The organism is Aquitalea aquatica (assembly GCF_013911085.1).
In the GTDB taxonomy this organism is placed as follows: Bacteria; Pseudomonadota; Gammaproteobacteria; order Burkholderiales; family Chromobacteriaceae; genus Aquitalea; species Aquitalea aquatica.
The window spans coordinates 64,834-81,479 of sequence record NZ_JACERN010000024.1 but is presented as its reverse complement, the minus strand read 5'-3'; the positions used below and the strand labels follow the sequence as shown (position 1 = coordinate 81,479).

The following is a 16,646-nucleotide window of genomic DNA, read 5'->3' as shown; positions in this document are numbered from 1 at the left end:
CATGGCGCAGGCCGGCCTTATTGCATCCGCGTTCAGGCCAGTAGCAGCGACAGTAGCCGGGCAGCGGCCTGCTCCAGCGCGCCATCATTCTGCAGCACGATACAGCCCGGCGGCGGCTGATAGGCATCGGCCTCGCGCAGGCGGGCGGCAATCTGCTGCGGGGTCTCCCGACCGCGAGCGGCCAGCCGGGCAGCCCTGACTTCCGCACTGGCGGTAATCCACAGCGGTTGTAGCGAGGGGAACACCAGCTGCGCCTGGGGCAAGGTAGCACGCGAACCATTCACCACCACATCCAGCCCACTGGCCAGCCAGCTTTGCACCTCCACCCCCAGCGCATAATCCAGGCCATTGCGTTGCCAGCACAGGGCAAAGCAGCCGCTGGCCTGCCGTTGACGAAATTCCTCAGTACTCAGCGCAATATGGTTTTCGCCGCCGGCGTCTGCCGCACGCGTGATATAGCGATGGGCAAACACCACGCCAGTGGCAGCCGGCAACTGCTGCCGCACATAGGCCAGCACGCTGTCCTTGCCCGCTGCCGACGGCCCCATCACATACCACAGCCGTCCCGGCTTAAGCGACATGCTGCAGCTCTCCGTCAAAGCTGCAGCTGGCCAGATAGCGCAGGGGGCTGGCCAGCTGCGGCTCGACAAACAAGGCCAGCCGGTCCACCAGCAGTGGCGGCAGGCCGGCAAAATGGTGCGCGGCCGCCTGCAACAGCTGCTGTGCTTCGGTGGCATCAGCCAGCGTATCGCTCAGGGTGAAGTGGCAGCGGTATTGCTCGAACACATAGGGATAGCCCCAGCGCTGCTGTAACTGCTGCTGACGCTCGCTCAGGCCGGGCCGTGGCCGCAGTGCTTGCTGCCGGTCGACCAGTCCATCCAGCGCCACCACACAGCTGCTGGCCAGTTCATCCAGCATGGCGCTGGGGGCAGACGGACGCAGGGCGAGAAAATCCCCCAGCAGGGCTGGCTGCAGCGGCAGGCTGAATGGCTGGAAACGTCGGGCCAGTCGCGACAGCTGCTGCAACAGCATGGCTTCGCTGCTACCCGCAGCAGGGGCAAACGGCGCTTTCAGCGTGGCATGCCAGCCATAGCGCGCTGGCGTGCGGGTTAGCAGCTCCAGGCGTTCGGCACTGATGCCAGCGAGCGCTGGCTGCATCACCGCCACATCCAGCGCCGCATCGCGGCCCAGCCAGCTGCATCCCGCCTGCCACCAGCGGCTGTCGGTGGAAGGTGCCAGGTAAACGGCATAGCGCATCACTGATCCTCCATTACCAGCTGCACCAGATCACCATTGAAACAGGTGATGCCGTACTGCACTGGCTGGCCGTCGGGATCGACGTTCAGCGATTTGACATGCAGCACCGGGCGATTCTTGGGAATGCCCAGATAGTCCACCACCTCGCTGTCCGGCAGGCGGGCGGTTACCCGGGTAAAGCGCCGGGTGTAGTCCTGGATGCCGAAGTGCTGCAGGGTGAGGGTGACCGAGCGCTGCTGCTGGTAGATGGCCGGCAGATCGGGAAAGCGTGCAGCCGGGAAGAACATGGTGGAGTAATCGACCACCCGGTTTTCCACCCGGCTCAGCGTCTTGATGCGGAACAGCAGCTCGCCCACATTCACCCCCAGCAGCTCGGCCAGTTCGGCATTGGCCGCCAGGCTGTCACTGGCCAGGACATCGATATCCGAGCTGCGATTCTGTCTGGCCATATTCTGAGAAAAGCGCGTGCGCTTGCTGATGGCGTAGTCGATGGCATTGTCCTGCACGAAAGTGCCGCGCCCCTGCTCCACCCGCAGCAGACCGCGCTCCACCAGTGTGGCCACGGCGCGCCGTATGGTATGGCGGTTGACGCGAAAGCGCTCCGCCAGCTGCAGCTCGGTAGGCAGTTGCTCACCGGCCTGCAACTGGCCGCTGGCAATTTCCTCGGCCAGACTGTTTTCGATCTGACGCCATACCGCCACCCCTGAACCGCGTTCAATCATCTTTTTTCTCCGGCACCGCCAGTGGTCTAGCGGCGCAATCCAAGCTTCACAAAAACTTCACGCTGACGTGCTGTTCACTTATCGACTGCCGCTATTATCATGCAGTCGTCTATACGTTTATATGAATTTTTCTTGAAACCAGCACAGGTTCACCACCCACATGGAAACCACGACAAGACAACACTGGCTCAGCCTGCTGGCGCATAGCCCGGCATCGCGGCTGGCCGAACTGCTGCAACAGCATCTGCCACCAGCTGGCGATATCAGTTGGCTACGGCGCGCCCAGACCGGCCTGGTGATGTTGCAGGGCCGCAGCGGTGGCAGCGGCAGCCGCTTCAATCTGGGTGAAATCAGCGTCACCCGCGCCAGCTGCCAGATCGCCGGCTGGCTGGGGCATGGCTGGGTACGCGGCAGCGATGACGAGCATGCCGAGCTGATTGCCCAGGCCGATGCACTGCTGCAAAACCCGCAATGCTACCCGCCACTGCAGGCACAGTTGCTGCAGCCGCTGCAACAGGAACTGGCAGCGCGGCGCGAACAGAGCGCTCGTGCCGCGGCGGCCAGCAAGGTCGAGTTCTTTACCATGGTGCGGGGGGAATGATGCTGCAACAAGCTTTCGACAATATGGAGCAGGACTGCCAGCAAGTATTCCGCACTACCCTGTCCGCACTGGCCGAACCACTGCTGCCGCTTACCCTGCCCTGCCTGCCTGCGGCACTGCCCGGCCTCAAACCGGCCACCAGCGCCCTGCTCTACACCCTGATCGATCAGGATGTGACGCTGTGGGCGCCAGCGCTGCCTGCCGCCACCCTGGCCAGCCTGCGCTTTCATTGCGCGCTGCGCCTGGCAGATACACCAGAGCAGGCCGATTTCATTTTGCTGCCAGCCGGCAGCTCACTGCCGCCCTTGTCCAGCCTGCGCGCCGGCAGCCCGGAATACCCGGACCGCTCCACCACCATCCTGCTGGAAGTGGAAGATTTCACCCCGCAACAGGTGGAAGCCAGCGGCCCCGGTTTCGCCAGCCCGCGCCGTTTTGGCGCAACCGGCTTGCCGCCTGCATTCTGGACGCAATGGCAGGCCAACCATGCCCGTTTTCCGCTGGGCGTGGATGTGCTGCTGATTTCCGCCACCCAGCTGGCCGGCCTGCCCCGCAGCACCGTGGTACAGGAGGGTTGACATGTATGTAGCCGTAAAAGGTGGTGAAACCGCCATTGCCCGCTCCTGGGACTTGCTGGCCGCCGCACGCCGTGGCGACAGCGCACTGGCAGAACTGAGCCTGGGGCAGATCCGCCAGCAGTTGCGCCTGGCCGTAGCCAGGGTGATGCAGGAAGGCTCGCTCTACGACGAAGAACTGGCTGCACTGGCACTGAAGCAGGCCGCCGGCGACACGGTGGAAGCGGTATTCCTGCTGCGCGCCTTCCGTACCACCCTGCCACGCTTTGCCAGCAGCAAGCCGCTGGATACTGCTGCCATGCGGGTACGCCGTCGTGTGTCCGGCACTTTCAAGGATGTGCCGGGCGGCCAGATACTTGGCCCCACCGCCGATTACACCCAGCGCCTGCTGGATTTCTCTCTTGGCGACAACAGCGATGTGCCGCCCTGCGCCCTGGCCGACAGCGGCGTGCCGCAGCCACTGCCCAGCGTGCTGGAAGTACTGGCCGCCGAAGGATTGATCGAGGCCGAGCAACCCTTGCCCGGCGACCCGGAACCGGCCGACCTCACCCGCCAGCCGCTGATGTTCCCGGCCGACCGTGCCACCCGCCTGCAAAACCTGGCGCGTGCCGATGAGGGCTGGCTGCTGGGCCTGGCTTACTCCACCCAGCGCGGCTATGCCGAAAGCCACCCCTTTGCCGGTGAAATCCGCATGGGTGAAGTCAGTGTCAGCGTTTGCCCGGAAGAATTGGGTTTCGACATCGACATCGGCGAAATCACCCTGACCGAATGCCAGATGATCAACCAGTTTGCCGGCAGCAAAACCGCCCCGCCGCAATTCACCCGTGGTTATGGCCTGAGCTTTGGCGAAGCCGAACGCAAGGCCATGGCCATGGCACTGGTGGATCGCAGCCTGCGGGCCGAAGAACTGGGCGAAGCGGCCCATGCCCCGGCGCAGCAGCAGGAGTTCGTGCTGTATCACAGCGACAATGTGGAAGCCTCCGGCTTTGTCCAGCATCTCAAGCTGCCGCATTACGTCGACTTCCAGGCCGAGCTGTCGCTGATCCGCACCCTGCGCGCCCAGGCCACATCATCCGCTGTGCAAGAGGCCAACCATGACTGAAACCTGTCATAGCCAATGGCAATACAATTTCGCTTTCCTCGATGAAAACACCAAGCGCATGCTGCGCCGTGCCTTGCTCAAGGCGGTGGCCATTCCCGGCTATCAGGTGCCGTTCGGCAGCCGGGAAATGCCGCTGCCCTATGGCTGGGGCACCGGTGGCATCCAGCTGACCGCCAGCATCATCGGCCAGGATGACGTGCTCAAGGTGATCGACCAGGGCGCGGATGACACCACCAATGCCGTCAACATCCGCCGTTTCTTCGCCCGTGTCACCAGCGTGGCCACCACCAGCAGCACAGCGGCAGCCAGCCTGATCCAGAGCCGGCACCGCATACCGGAAACCCCGCTGCGGCCTGGACAGATCATGGTGTTCCAGGTACCGGAGCCGGAAGCGCTGCGCACGCTGGAAGCCAGCGAGGTGGAAACCCGCAAGCTGCATGCCCATCAGGAATACGGGCTGATGCACGTCAAGCTGTACGAAGATATCGCCCGCTTCGGCCATATCGCCACCAGCTACGACTACCCGGTAATGGTCAACCAGCGCTACCTGAGCTCGCCCTCGCCCATTCCCAAATTCGACAACCCCAAGCTGCACATGAGCCCGGCCCTGCTGCTGTTTGGCGCCGGCCGGGAAAAGCGGCTATATGCCATTCCGCCCCATACCCGGGTGGAAAGCCTGGCGTTCGAAGACCATCCCTTCACCGTACAGCGCTGGGAGCAGGCCTGCGCCCTGTGCGGCAGCCATGACAGCTATCTGGATGAAATCATCACCGACGATGCCGGAGCCAGGATGTTTGTCTGCTCCGATACCGATTACTGCCAGCAACAGCAGGAGAGCAAGGCATGAGCCAGCCAGTACTGAGCGTGAGCGGCCTGGCCAAGGACTATGGCAACGGGCAAGGCTGCTTTGACATTGATTTCGAACTGTACGAGGGCGAGGTGCTGTGCATTGTCGGTGAGTCCGGCTCGGGCAAATCCACCCTGCTCTCCACCCTGGCCGGCCGCCTGAGCGCCGATGCCGGCAGCGTACGCTTTCGCGACCGCGCTGGCAGCAGCCATGAACTGACCACCCTGGCCGAAGCCGAGCGCCGCCGGCTGGCACGCAGCGAGTGGGGCTTTGTCACCCAGCACGCCCGCGACGGCCTGCGCATGAATGTATCGGCCGGAGCCAATGTCAGCGAGCGGCTGATGGCACTGGGCCAGCGCCACTACGGCCAGCTGCGCGAAACCGCCGCCCAGTGGCTGGAGAAAGTGGAAATCAGCCGCGAGCGGCTGGACGACCGCCCCACGGCCTTTTCCGGCGGCATGCAGCAGCGCTTGCAGATCGCCCGCAACCTAGTTACCCAGCCGCGACTGGTGTTCATGGATGAACCCACCGGCGGGCTGGATGTCTCGGTACAAGCGCGCTTTCTCGACCTGCTGCGCCGACTCGTCCACGATACCGGCATCGCCGTCATCATGGTGACGCACGATCTGGGCGTGACGCGGTTGCTGGCGCAGCGCACGCTGGTAATGCAGCAGGGCCGGGTAGTGGAAGCCGGGCTGACCGACCAGATTCTGGATGATCCGCAACACCCCTACAGCCAGTTGCTGGTGTCCTCCATTTTGCAGGCCTGAAATCATGAAGCTACTGATCGATGCTCAACAGCTGAGCAAAACCTTTGTCCTGCACCAGCAGGATGGGCTGGCCTTGCCCGTGCTCGCCGATGTCTCGCTGCAAGTGGCCGCAGGCGAATGCGTGGCACTGACTGGTCCTTCCGGTGCCGGCAAAAGCACCCTGCTCAAGGCGCTGTACGCCAACTATCTGGTAGGGGGTGGCAGCATCCGCATCCACCACCAGGGCAGCTGGGTAGACATGACCACCGCCCGACCCCATGAAATCGCCTCCGTGCGCCGCCACACCCTGGGCTATGTCAGCCAGTTCCTGCGGGTGATTCCACGGGTATCGGCCCTGGACATCGTGGCCGAACCGCTGCTGGAATGGGGCTACTCGATGCAGGAAGCCCAACAGCAGGCCGGCGCATGGCTGGCGCGGCTGAATATCGGCGAGCGGCTGTGGCAGCTACCACCAGCCACGTTTTCTGGCGGCGAGCAGCAGCGGGTGAATATCGCCCGCGGCATGATCGCCCCCCGCCCCATCCTGCTGCTGGATGAGCCGACCGCCTCGCTGGATGCGGCCAATCGCGCCGTCGTGGTCGAACTGATGCGGGAAGCCCGCCAGCGCGGTGCGGCGCTGGTGGGTATCTTCCACGATGAAGACACCCGCACCGCCGTCGCCAGCCGCATTTTCGATGTACCGCTGGCTCCTGCCCTGTGTGCCTGAGCCCCGATTGCGAAAGAAGCCCGATGAAAACCATCCTCAACAATGCCCGCCTGATCCTGGCCGACCGCATCATCGAGCGCGGCGCGCTGGAAATCGACAACGGCCTGATCAGCGCCGTGCATGAACAGCCGCTGCCGCCGGATACGCCCGCTTGTGAAGACCTGCACGGTGATGACCTGCTACCCGGCCTGGTGGAAATCCATACCGATAATCTGGAAAAGCACCTGATGCCGCGCAATGGTGTGCTGTGGCCCATGCTGCCGGCCGTGGTCACTCACGATGCCCAGTGCGCGGCTGCCGGCATCACCACGGTATTCGACGCGCTGGCCGTGGGCGACCTCGAAGGCGAAAGCGTACGGCTCGATACCCTGCACACCGCCTTTGCCGCCATCAACCTGGGCATGGAACAAGGTGTGTTCCGCGCCAACCACCTGTTCCACCTGCGCTGCGAGCTGGCCTATCCCGGCCTGCTGGAAGAATTGCAGCCGCTGATCAGCCATCCCGCCGTGCGCCTGATCTCGGTGATGGACCACACCCCGGGCCAGCGCCAGTATCGCGATATCGAGCAATACAAGAAGTACTACGGCAAGAAGAAAGTCGGCTGGAACGAGCAGACCTTCCTGGAGGCCGTCAGCGAGCGCCAGCGCATGCAGCAGCGCTATGCCGGCCAGCACAAGCAGGCTGTGGTGCAACTGGCGCGCCAGCATGGCATTCCACTGGCCAGCCACGACGATACCGACCTGTCCCACATCAGCGAGGCCGTGCAGGACGGCGTGGCGATTTCCGAATTCCCCACCACGCGCGAAGCGGCCCAGGCTGCACGCCAGCATGGTTTGCACACGGTGATGGGCGCACCCAATGTAGTGCGTGGCGGCTCGCACTCCGGCAATGTCGCCGCGCTGGAACTGGCGCAACACGGCCTGCTGGACATCCTGTCCTCCGACTACGTACCCGCCAGCCTGCTGCACGCGGCGTATTTGCTGGTGGCACAGGCCGGCTGGAGCCTGCCGCAGGCCATTGCCACCGTCAGCCACAACCCGGCCCAAGCAGTAGGGCTGAGCGACCGCGGCCGGATCGCCGTCGGCCTGCGTGCCGACCTGCTGCAGGTGCGACCACACCCGGAAGTACCGCTGGTGCAGCAGGTATGGAATGGCGGACGGAGGGTATTCTGATGGCAGATACCATCGCCACCCTGCGCCGCCTGCTGCAAGAACACGGCCAGCAGCACTATGGCGAAGCCATCACCCAGGCCGACCATGCCATACAGGCGGCCACGCTGGCCCGCGACTGGGGCTGTGACGAAGAAATACAACTTGCCGCCTTGCTGCACGATGTCGGCCACCTGCTGGAACACGACGGTGCCGCCGCAATGGGCGAGTACGGCGTGCAGGCCCACGACAGGCTGGGTGCCGATTACCTGCTGGCGCTGGGCTTCTCCGCCCGGGTCGCCCGGCTGGTTGGCATGCATGTTGCGGCCAAGCGCTACCTGTGCGCCATCGACCCGGCCTATCTGCAACAGCTGTCCAGCGCCAGCACCGCCACCCTGGCTTATCAGGGCGGCCCGATGAGCGCCGCCGAAGTGGAGGCATTTGCCCGCCAGCCCGATCTGCACGACATCCTGCTGCTGCGCCGGCTGGATGAAGCGGCCAAGGATGGCGGCTGGCAACTGCAACAAGTGGAATGGCTGTGGCCGGTGATGGCTGCGCACCTCGCTGCGCAGAGCAAGCGCTAAGCCCAGCTAACAAAATAGCGTAGCGTCTCTGGGGCAAGGAGGCGCAACGCAGCAGCCGGTTTTTTGTTAGCGGCTATAAGCCCAGCACATGAAAAAACCGCTGCCCGTAAGGGTTCAGCGGTTTTTCTGATTCACGCCAGCTAGCGCTGGCAGCAGCGGCTGTTACTCAGCCAGCAGCTTTTGTACCACGTCGATATAGCCTTGCTTGGCTTCATCGCTGGACATGCCCTTGAGCTTGTCCCAGGCATCGTGCTTGGCGCGGTTGATGAAGTCCATCATGCCCGGGCGCTCGCCACTGACATCGCCTTCGCTGGCTTGCTTGTACAGCGCATACAGCTGCAACAGGGTCTGGTTGTCCGGACGCTCGGACAGCGAGGTGACATCGGCCTGGGCTTGGGTGAACAGTGCATTCAGATCAGACATGCTTCTTCCTTCGTGATTACTTCGTAATTGGGTAATAGGAGCGGTATGTTCCGCTGTACTGGCACGGGCGGCTGCCTGACGCTGCCGACCCGGCTCCCGGCTGTGCCGGGATGGCTGAATTTAGCACGAAACAGGCGCTGCTGCTTGCCCCGCGCTGGCGGCTTAGTTGCCCGGCAGGACGCCATCACTTTGCGGGCCGATGCGGATCACCTTGAAACTCTTGACCGGGCGACCATCGCGGATCGCCGGATAAAAGTGCGCCTGGCGGAATACTTCCAGCAGCGGCTCCTCTACCCCGGCTGGCCGTGCCGACACCAGCTGTACCGCGTCCACCCCGCCTTGCTCATTGATATATACCCGCAGATTGACCTCGACATCATCCATGCCAATACCATAGGGCTCGACCAGCTGGATAGGCAGCTGCTCCAGCGCCAGCACATCCAGCTGGCGCGCGGCATAGTAAAAATCCAGCCCCAGTCGCTGTGCACCGGCAGAATCATCCGCGGACGCGCTGGCAGGGCTGCTTACCAGCAGCTGGCTGGTATTTGGCGGAGATGGTTGAACAGGGGTTGCGACCTGCTCCGGCTGCACAGGCGACGGCACCGCCGCACTGGCCACGGCAGCACTCGCCGCCTGCGCCAGCCGCGTCTTGCTGGCCGGAGCCAGCAAGAGTTTGGCCTGATGGTGTGGAGGAGACTTGGGCTGGCTGGCCAGCGTAACAGGTGTGGCCGGCCGGCTGGCTTTTGGCGCGGGCGTAGGCTGCCGGGCTGACTGCCCTAGCCGTACCGACATCGCCAGCGGCTGGCCGTGCAGGCTGCCCTCATGCGTCAACCGCAGAAACAGCGGCAGGTGCAGCAGCAAGGACAGGCTGAGCACCAGCAGCAGGCGGTCACCCTCAGAAAGTGCGGCCCAGCGCCACTGGGCCGGCATCCAGCGCAGGCCGGTAGGCAGCTTCATGAAACGCGCCACAGCCCCCTGTTGTGTTTACTTGGCATCCAGCAGTTTTTCGATGTCGTCCTTGGCGATGGCACCCGGTACCAGCCGGCCATTGCCAAAGATCAGGCCCGGCGTGCCGGAAATGCCCAGTTCGTCACCCATGGCTTCGATCTTGTCCAGGGCGCTGGTATCGCACTTGTCAGTACCAGTGAGCTCCTTGCCATCACGCATGAAGGCAGTCCAGGTAGCCAGACGATCCTTGGAACACCAGATCTGGCGTGCCTTGTGCGGGGCATCCGGGTGCAGCTGGGCCAGCGGATAAAGGAAGGTGTAAATGGTGACATTGGTGATGTCCGGCAGGCTCTCACGCTCCAGCTGCTTGCAGTACGGGCAGTCCGGGTCGGTGAACACCGCCAGCTTGCGGGAACCGTTGCCGCGTACTTCCTTGATGGCGTATTTGAACGGCAGCTTGTTGAAGTCGACACGGTTCAGTTCGGCCATTTTCTTTTCGGTCAGGCTGGACTTGGCTTCGGTATCGATCAGGTCACCGACAAACAGGTACTTGGCCTCGGCGTCGGTATACACAATCTGCTTGCCCTTCACCACCACCTCATACACGCCCTTGACCGGGGTTTCTTTCACACTCAGTACTTCACGGGTGGGGAAGCGGGTGGTGAAGGCTTTTTGTACTTGCTCGCTGCTGCTAGGGGTGGCATTGGCATTGCAAGCGCTCAGGCTCAGCAGCATGGAGGCGGCCAGCGCCAGGGCTTTTACGGTAGTGTTCATTCAGATTCCTCGGGTTCAGAAGCCAATGGCGTGACGGGCAAACTGCCGCTTCAGCGGTGTCAGCCGGTTGGTAAGCGTCAGGCCGGTATTGCGCAACCACGACAATCCCGGCAGGTGTTCGGTGTGAAACAGCCGGTACAGGCTGTCACAGGTAAATTGCATGGTTCTCACCGCTTCGCGGCGTGAACGTTCGTAGCGGCGCAGTAGCATCCAGTCGCCGGCATCGTTGGCGTTGGCCAGCATGGAGGCCAGTTGAGCGGCGTCTTGAAAGCCCAGGTTGACCCCCTGCCCTGCCAACGGGTGCACAGTGTGGGCAGCATCCCCCACCAGCGCCAGCCGCTGGCTCACCACGGCTGCGGGCTGGATCAGCCGCAAGGGAAAAGCGGCCGCCGGACCCAGCAGGCTCAGATGGCCCAACTGGTGATCGCCAGCTGCCGCCACACGGGCGCATAACTGCTCACCGGAAAGGGCCATCAGCTCATCCGGGCGCGGGCTGGACCACACCATGGAAATACGATTCCCCGCCATCGGCAGCCAAGCCAGAATGCTGTCGCCGGTAAACCATTGGCGTGCGATATCGCCATGCGGTTTTTCACAGGCAAAATTGGCCACCACGCCGCTTTGGCCATAGGGCTTGATGCTGGCGGCAAGACCAGTCTGCTGGCGCACCCAGGAATTAGCACCGTCGGCGCCCACCACCAGCCTGCTGTGCAGCACTCGGCCATCATCCAGGCTCAGACTGGCGGAGCTAGCCGTGGTATCCAGAGCCTGCGGCCGCACGCCGGTAAAGCAGTCGACGCCACTGCTGGCCAGCCGCTGCCACAAGCTGGCCAGCAGCCAGCGGTTTTCCACAATCCAGGCCAGCGCACTGGCTCCGGCATCGCTGGCGGCAAACTGGATGCGGCCACCGGCATCGCCACGCACATCCATGCTGGCGATGGTGCCGATACGTGTCATGTCCGGCCAGGCCTGCAGTTGCTCCAGAAAACGGCGGTTGAGCGGGCTGACGGCGTAGATGCGCGCATCCCAGCCCTGCTCCAGGTCAGCGAAGCGGGCGGCAGATCCTTCCAGCAGGGCAATTTTCTTGCCGCTACCGGCCAGCGCCAGCGCCAGGCTGGCACCGACCAGCCCGCCGCCCACGATGATCACGTCGTACTGTGTCATGAAGTGCTTTCTATAGCCCGAAGACCAGATGGCGGGCAAAGGCACGCCGCAGCGGCGGCACGCTGTCCAGCGCGCTCATGCCGGCTCCGCGCAGGGCGCTGACCAGGGTGGAATCGCCGTCAAACAGTTTGATCAGCCCATGGGTAAAGCCGACCACGGCATGGCTGTCCAGCTTGCGGCTGGCGGCATAGACCGCCAGGGCTGCGGCGTCGCCCGGGTCGCTGATGCCGTCCAGTGCATCGGCCAGGCCCAGGGCATCGCGCAGGCCCAGATTCAAACCCTGCGCCGCCACCGGATGCATGGTCTGCGCAGCATTGCCGATCAGCACTACCCGGCCACTGCTAACACGGTTGACCTGGCGCAGTGCCAGCGGAAAACTGGCACGCGGGCCGATCGCCAGCACCTTGCCCTGGCGCTCGCCAAATGCTTGTTGCAGCTCGGCCATCACCTGTTCGTCGGACGCTTGTTGCAGGGCTTTTGCATCGTCGTGGCTACGGGTCCACACCAGCATGTAGTGGTCGCCATGCGGCAGCAGGGCAAATGGGCCTTGCTTCGAGAAGCGTTCGTAGGCAATGCCGGCCGGCGGCTGCTCGGTAGTGACCTCGGCCAGTACCGCGCATTGCTGGTAATCATGCACCAGCCGCTTGATACCCGGCAGGCTGTCAGCCAGTGCACCACCCTCGGCCAGTACCACCAGCCGGGCGGTCAGGCTGATATCGCCATGCACACCGCTGGTTTTCACCGAGGCATAGCAGCCCAGGCTGTTTACCGCTTCGACTCGGGTTTGCCACCATACCTGCACCCCGGCCTGCTCCAGCTGGGCATTGATAGCCAGCGTCAGCGCAGGGTAATCCACCACCACGCCCAGGTGCGGCAGTTTCAGGTCGGCACAATCCAGCCGGGTGCGGCCAAATGCCCCTTGCTGCGAGACATGAACGGTGTCGATGACACTGGCCGGCAAATCATCCGGCCAGGCACCGGCTGCGGCCAGTGCCGTCCGGCTATGCCAGGACAGCGCCAGTGCGCGGGCGTCGGTCAGCGGTGCATCCTTGGCCCTGGCCTCTACCAAGAGTACGCGGCGACCTGCTGCGGCAAAACGCAGCGCGGCCAGCGCACCTACCGGTCCACCACCCACAATGATGATGTCGGCATGCTCGCCACCATCATGGCCAGCACAGTGTCCAGTGCGACCAGTTTGCTTGTCTGTAGCTTTCATGTTCAGACGCCCTGCATCAGTATTTCAATTTCGTCGATTTCTTTGGGTACGTCGGCGGTATACACCTCGCGCCCGTCTTCGGTCACCAGCACATCGTCCTCGATGCGGATGCCGATATTGTGCAAGGCCACAGGGACATTATCCGCCGGGCGGATATACAGACCGGGCTCAATGGTGGTGCACATGCCCGGCTGGTAGCTGCGCCATTGGCCGCCGAGCTTGCGCTGGCCGACATCATGCACATCCAGGCCTATCATGTGACCGATGCCATGCATGTAGAACTGACGGAAGGCGCCGGATTCGATCACGCCATCCACCGTGCCTGTCAGCAGCTGCAAATCCAGCATGCCTTGCACCAGCACCTTGAGCGCGGCGTCACCAGGGGCATTCCACAGCGCATCAGGCTTGACCGCCGCGATGCCGGCCAGTTCCGCCGCCAGCACGATTTCGTACACATCACGTTGGGCGGCGCTGAATTTGCCATTGACCGGAATGGTACGGGTAATGTCGCCGGCGTAGCCGTTCAGCTCGCAACCGGCATCAATCAGCAACAGCTCGCCATCGTTCAGCCGCGCATTGTTGGCCGCATAGTGCAGGGTGCAGGCATTGGCACCACCGGCGACTATGCTTTCATAGGCGGGATAGCGTGCACCGTGGCGGATAAAGGTGTGCAGGATTTCCGCTTCCACCTGGTATTCCATCATGCCTGGCCGGGTAGAGCGCATCGCCTGGATATGGCCCTGCGCGGACACCTGCCCGGCACGGCGCAGCGTGGCGCGTTCGCCAGCATCCTTGACCATGCGCATCTCATCCAGCGGCCAGCGCAGGTCGTGATAGAGCGCCGGTGGCTGCTCGCCGCTGCGGTAGCGCTGGCGCACACTCTCCAGCCAACCGTTAACGCGCACGTCAAAAGCCGCATCACGGCCGACATTCCACCACAGCGCCTTCTGTCCGCTGAGCAAATCGGGCAGCCGCAGGTCCAGCTCGGCCAAGGGGTGGGCTTCGTCAAAACCAAAGGCTTCACGTGCACCATCCGGCCCGAAACGGAAACCTTCCCACACCTCGCGCTCAATATTCTTTTCACGGCAGAACAAGATGGACCTGCCCTGTGCGGCATCCAGTACCAGCACGGCTTCCGGTTCGGCAAAGCCGGTCAGGTAGAGGAAATGACTGTCGGCGCGATAGGGATAATGGCTGTCGGCATTACGCACCACTTCGGGTGCGGTCGGCAGAATGGCAATGCCCTCCCCCATCTGCAGCATCAGGCGGCGGCGACGCTCGGCATGGCTCTGGTACATGGCTGATTCTTTCGCAGGATGGTGAGCCGGCGCACAACTCCGGCATGGCTGAAGTTTACACTGTGGCGGCCCGGCTGCCGATGTTGATGCACAGCGGATGGCGGACATGAAAAAGGCTTGCCGGCAGGCAAGCCTTGCGGTGAGTCCACCAGCAGATCAGTCCAGCAGCGTGGCTGAAGTAAAGACGTCCTGTACGTCGTCCAGATCTTCCAGCGCATCCAGCAGCTTTTGCATGCGCATGGCGTCTTCGCCGGCCAGTTCGGTTTCATTTTGCGGCTTCATGGTGACTTCGCCCATTTCCGCCTTGAAACCCTTGTCTTCCAGCGCCTGCTTCACATCGCTGAACTCGTAAGGGCCGGTAATGACTTCGATGGAACCGTCATCGTTGGTGATCACGTCTTCAGCACCGCACTCCAGTGCCGCTTCCATCAGTGCATCTTCATCCACGCCCGGGGCAAACACCAGGAAACCGCAATGGCTGAACTGGAAGGCCACGCAGCCGTCGGTACCCATATTGCCGCCATACTTGGAGAAGGCATGGCGCACATCGGCCACGGTACGGGTCTTGTTGTCGGTCAGGCAGTCCACCATCACGGCAGCACCACCAATGCCGTAGCCTTCGTAACGGCATTCGACATAGTCCACGCCTTCCAGCTGGCCAGTACCGCGCTTGATGGCGTTATCGATATTGTCCTTGGGCATGGATTCGGCCTTGGCCTTGTCCACTGCCAGCCGCAGGCGCGGGTTCATGTTGACATCGCCGCCGCCCATCTTGGCAGCAACGGTGATTTCCTTGATCAGACGGGTGAAGATCTTGCCGCGCTTGGCATCCTGACGACCCTTGCGGTGCTGGATGTTAGCCCATTTGCTATGACCTGCCATAATTGCCTCAATCTCGTGTGGCCCGACCGGGCCGGTTTAATGCCAGAAAAGTTGGCCGCTATTCTAGCAGAAAGCTATTTCGCCTTCAGCATGGCCAGCATGAAGGTGAAGGCCTGGCCATAAATCTGTTCGATGGCCGGCACCATCAAGGGCAGCGTGAGATAGATAGTGATGAAACCTATCATCAGCGTCAGCGGGAAGCCGAAGGTGAAAATATTGAATTGCGGGGCCGCACGCGTCATCACGCCGATGGCCAGGTTGGTCACCAGCAGGGCAGCAATCACCGGCATCGACAACCACACACCCCAGGAAATGATATGACCGCCCCACAGTACCAGCGCCTTCAGCCCCTGGGCCGGCATGCTCATGCCGATGGGTAGCACCTGAAAACTCTCCACCAGCGTCGACAACACCACCTGGTGGCCATCGAAGGTGAGAAATAGCAGAAACACGAACATCGACAGCAGCTGCGACACCACCGGCACCTGGGCCGCATGCATGGGGTCGAAGAACATGGCAAAACCCAGGCCCGTCTGTGCGCCCATGATGAAGCCGGCCATTTCCACTGCGGTCATGGTCAGGCGCATGACAAAACCCATGGCGAGGCCAATGAGCAATTGCTGGAACAGGATGGCAATGCCGGCAGCAGAAATCACCGGCACGGCAGGGGTAGGCGGCAGCAAGGGCACCACCAGTATGGTCAGCATCAGGGCAAAACCGGCCTTGAAGCGACGTGGCACACCCCGGTAGGCATACAAAGGTTCCACCAGGAACAAGCCGATGATGCGGGCAAAGGGCCAAGCAAACATGGCGACCAGCGCATTGATCTGCGCATCAGAGATGCTGAACATGGCGCGGCGGATCAGCCGATGACGCTGGGAATGCTCTGAAACAGCCGGGTGGTGTACTCCACCAGGGTGTTGAGCATCCACGGCCCGGCCAGTACCAGCACCAGGAACATCGCCAGCAGCTTGGGAATGAAGGTCAGCGTCATTTCATTGATCTGGGTGGCCGCCTGCAGCACGCTCACCAACAGACCCACCACCAGCGACACCAGCAGTACCGGGGCCGAGACGATGATCAGGATATACAGCGCATTCTGTACGATATTGATGACGAGTTCGGGACTCATGCTTCGCTCCTTGCCGCAGTGCTCTCTTGCCAGCCACCCTTGGCCATCAGCCAGTTTTCCAGCTGAATACCGTCGCGCTCGACGCGATTGGGCCTGACCGCCACATAGCCAACCCCTTCCAGCACCGGTTTCGCCGCATGGCTGGCCCAAGCATGCAGGGCTGTCACGCCGGCAGCGGCAGCGGCCTGCTCAAGCTGGTGAATCATCTGCCAGGCCAGCCCGCGCCGCTGCGCCCAGGGGGCGACATAGAGCATGTCGAGCTCGCCCGCCTGCGTCAGCCAGGCAAAAGCCAGCAAATGGCCGCCATCGCGAATGCCCACGCTCCAGGTGCCTGCCAACCGGGCTTCCCAGTTAACCCGGCAGTCTTCATCCCAGATGCCGGCCCAGGCCAGCCGCGCCGGCAAGGAATAATAGTCATCTGGCAAATTTGCCACGCAGTCGGCCAGCAGGGCATGACAGTCGGGCAGATGTTCGGGCTGCAGAGTGAAGTTTTCCATAGG

The 16,646-nt window shown here is 62.8% G+C and carries 21 protein-coding genes; 8 read left to right on the top strand and 13 right to left on the bottom strand.

Features of this window, described 5'->3' with window-relative positions:
- Positions 1-32 precede the first annotated feature (32 nt).
- From phnN to phnF, 3 genes are read right to left on the bottom strand one after another with little or no spacing between them, the layout of a single operon-like run.
- Positions 33-581: a phosphonate metabolism protein/1,5-bisphosphokinase (PRPP-forming) PhnN gene (gene phnN, locus H2Z84_RS09000; RefSeq protein WP_181835695.1), complete on the bottom strand. Its 549-nt coding sequence runs from the start codon at positions 579-581 to the stop codon at positions 33-35.
- On the bottom strand, positions 571-1,257 hold the full coding sequence (locus tag H2Z84_RS08995; RefSeq protein ID WP_181835694.1) for a DUF1045 domain-containing protein: 687 nt from the start codon (positions 1,255-1,257) through the stop codon (positions 571-573). Before H2Z84_RS08995 ends, phnN begins: the two co-directional genes overlap by 11 nt.
- Positions 1,257-1,979 carry a phosphonate metabolism transcriptional regulator PhnF gene (gene phnF / locus H2Z84_RS08990; protein ID WP_181835693.1) on the bottom strand — a complete coding sequence of 241 codons (723 nt, stop codon included), beginning with the start codon at positions 1,977-1,979 and terminating at the stop codon, positions 1,257-1,259. The genes H2Z84_RS08995 and phnF overlap by 1 nt, the downstream gene beginning before the upstream one ends.
- A 160-nt stretch (positions 1,980-2,139) precedes the next feature.
- Between phnF and phnG the strand changes: the two genes are divergently transcribed.
- From phnG to H2Z84_RS08950, 8 genes are read left to right on the top strand one after another with little or no spacing between them, the layout of a single operon-like run.
- Complete coding sequence (gene phnG / locus H2Z84_RS08985) at positions 2,140-2,580, top strand: phosphonate C-P lyase system protein PhnG (RefSeq protein WP_181835692.1); 441 nt, start codon at positions 2,140-2,142, stop codon at positions 2,578-2,580.
- Complete coding sequence (phnH, locus tag H2Z84_RS08980) at positions 2,577-3,155, top strand: phosphonate C-P lyase system protein PhnH (RefSeq protein ID WP_220272763.1); 579 nt, start codon at positions 2,577-2,579, stop codon at positions 3,153-3,155. Before phnG ends, phnH begins: the two co-directional genes overlap by 4 nt.
- A 1-nt stretch (position 3,156) precedes the next feature.
- Positions 3,157-4,254 (top strand): carbon-phosphorus lyase complex subunit, encoded by a 1,098-nt coding sequence (locus H2Z84_RS08975; protein ID WP_181835691.1) that lies wholly within the window; start codon positions 3,157-3,159, stop codon positions 4,252-4,254.
- Positions 4,247-5,101, top strand: a complete 855-nt coding sequence (locus tag H2Z84_RS08970; protein WP_181835690.1) for an alpha-D-ribose 1-methylphosphonate 5-phosphate C-P-lyase PhnJ — start codon at positions 4,247-4,249, stop codon at positions 5,099-5,101. Before H2Z84_RS08975 ends, H2Z84_RS08970 begins: the two co-directional genes overlap by 8 nt.
- On the top strand, positions 5,098-5,871 hold the full coding sequence (gene phnK, locus H2Z84_RS08965) for a phosphonate C-P lyase system protein PhnK (RefSeq protein ID WP_181835689.1): 774 nt from the start codon (positions 5,098-5,100) through the stop codon (positions 5,869-5,871). The genes H2Z84_RS08970 and phnK overlap by 4 nt, the downstream gene beginning before the upstream one ends.
- Positions 5,872-5,875: 4 nt before the next feature.
- A complete protein-coding gene (gene phnL / locus H2Z84_RS08960; protein ID WP_181835688.1) occupies positions 5,876-6,577 on the top strand; it encodes a phosphonate C-P lyase system protein PhnL in 702 nt (233 codons plus the stop codon).
- A 23-nt stretch (positions 6,578-6,600) separates the two neighbouring features.
- Positions 6,601-7,749, top strand: coding sequence for an alpha-D-ribose 1-methylphosphonate 5-triphosphate diphosphatase (locus tag H2Z84_RS08955; protein ID WP_181835687.1), 1,149 nt, complete (start codon positions 6,601-6,603; stop codon positions 7,747-7,749).
- Complete coding sequence (locus H2Z84_RS08950; RefSeq protein WP_181835686.1) at positions 7,749-8,309, top strand: phosphonate degradation HD-domain oxygenase; 561 nt, start codon at positions 7,749-7,751, stop codon at positions 8,307-8,309. Before H2Z84_RS08955 ends, H2Z84_RS08950 begins: the two co-directional genes overlap by 1 nt.
- Positions 8,310-8,471: 162 nt before the next feature.
- Here H2Z84_RS08950 and H2Z84_RS08945 read toward each other — a convergent pair whose 3' ends face one another.
- The 10 genes from H2Z84_RS08945 to H2Z84_RS08900 all read right to left on the bottom strand — a co-directional run bounded on the left by H2Z84_RS08945 (position 8,472) and on the right by H2Z84_RS08900 (position 16,643).
- Complete coding sequence (locus tag H2Z84_RS08945; RefSeq protein WP_124644313.1) at positions 8,472-8,732, bottom strand: acyl-CoA-binding protein; 261 nt, start codon at positions 8,730-8,732, stop codon at positions 8,472-8,474.
- Between the two features lie 162 nt (positions 8,733-8,894).
- Positions 8,895-9,689 (bottom strand): energy transducer TonB, encoded by a 795-nt coding sequence (locus H2Z84_RS08940; RefSeq protein ID WP_181835685.1) that lies wholly within the window; start codon positions 9,687-9,689, stop codon positions 8,895-8,897.
- Positions 9,690-9,716: 27 nt separating this feature from the next.
- The gene (locus H2Z84_RS08935) at positions 9,717-10,454 is read right to left on the bottom strand and encodes a DsbC family protein (protein ID WP_181835684.1); all 738 of its coding nucleotides are present in this window, start codon (positions 10,452-10,454) and stop codon (positions 9,717-9,719) included.
- 15 nt (positions 10,455-10,469) lie between these two features.
- Positions 10,470-11,618: a UbiH/UbiF family hydroxylase gene (locus H2Z84_RS08930; RefSeq protein ID WP_181835683.1), complete on the bottom strand. Its 1,149-nt coding sequence runs from the start codon at positions 11,616-11,618 to the stop codon at positions 10,470-10,472.
- A gap of 10 nt (positions 11,619-11,628) precedes the next feature.
- Positions 11,629-12,834, bottom strand: coding sequence for an FAD-dependent monooxygenase (locus tag H2Z84_RS08925; protein ID WP_181835682.1), 1,206 nt, complete (start codon positions 12,832-12,834; stop codon positions 11,629-11,631).
- 2 nt (positions 12,835-12,836) lie between these two features.
- The gene (locus tag H2Z84_RS08920) at positions 12,837-14,132 is read right to left on the bottom strand and encodes an aminopeptidase P N-terminal domain-containing protein (RefSeq protein ID WP_181835681.1); all 1,296 of its coding nucleotides are present in this window, start codon (positions 14,130-14,132) and stop codon (positions 12,837-12,839) included.
- A gap of 156 nt (positions 14,133-14,288) precedes the next feature.
- Positions 14,289-15,014, bottom strand: coding sequence for a YebC/PmpR family DNA-binding transcriptional regulator (locus H2Z84_RS08915; RefSeq protein WP_181835680.1), 726 nt, complete (start codon positions 15,012-15,014; stop codon positions 14,289-14,291).
- A 74-nt stretch (positions 15,015-15,088) separates the two neighbouring features.
- The gene (fliR, locus tag H2Z84_RS08910) at positions 15,089-15,865 is read right to left on the bottom strand and encodes a flagellar biosynthetic protein FliR (protein ID WP_181835679.1); all 777 of its coding nucleotides are present in this window, start codon (positions 15,863-15,865) and stop codon (positions 15,089-15,091) included.
- 11 nt (positions 15,866-15,876) lie between these two features.
- The gene (gene fliQ, locus H2Z84_RS08905; protein WP_103523979.1) at positions 15,877-16,146 is read right to left on the bottom strand and encodes a flagellar biosynthesis protein FliQ; all 270 of its coding nucleotides are present in this window, start codon (positions 16,144-16,146) and stop codon (positions 15,877-15,879) included.
- On the bottom strand, positions 16,143-16,643 hold the full coding sequence (locus tag H2Z84_RS08900) for a GNAT family N-acetyltransferase (protein WP_181835678.1): 501 nt from the start codon (positions 16,641-16,643) through the stop codon (positions 16,143-16,145). Before H2Z84_RS08900 ends, fliQ begins: the two co-directional genes overlap by 4 nt.
- Positions 16,644-16,646: the final 3 nt, after the last annotated feature.